The organism is Streptomyces cupreus (genome assembly GCF_014257025.1).
GTDB classification, from domain to species: domain Bacteria; phylum Actinomycetota; class Actinomycetes; order Streptomycetales; family Streptomycetaceae; genus Streptomyces; species Streptomyces cupreus.
This window is the reverse complement of record NZ_JACMSF010000210.1, coordinates 1-214: the sequence shown is the minus strand read 5'-3', so window position 1 is coordinate 214 and position 214 is coordinate 1. Positions and strand designations below refer to the sequence as shown.

Sequence of the window (214 nt, the reverse complement as noted above, 5' to 3'; positions counted from 1 at the left end):
GTGCGCAGGAGGGTGGTGAACCGGGTGGTGAGTTGTTCGATGGTTTCCCGGTCGAAGAGGTCGGTGGCGTATTCGACGATTCCTTTGTAGCCGGTGTTGCCGTTTTCGTCGTCTGGTGGTTCGACGATGTTGAAGAGGAGGTCGAATCGTGAGGTGCCGGTTGAGGTGGGTTCGTAGGTGGTGTTGATGTCGCCGATGGTGAGGTGGGGGAGGG

General features: G+C 58.9%; 1 protein-coding gene. It reads right to left on the bottom strand.

Features of this window, described 5'->3' with window-relative positions; translation table 11 throughout:
- Positions 1-214: hypothetical protein (locus H4N64_RS44335; RefSeq protein WP_186288284.1), on the bottom strand; the 214-nt coding region annotated here is incomplete at both ends.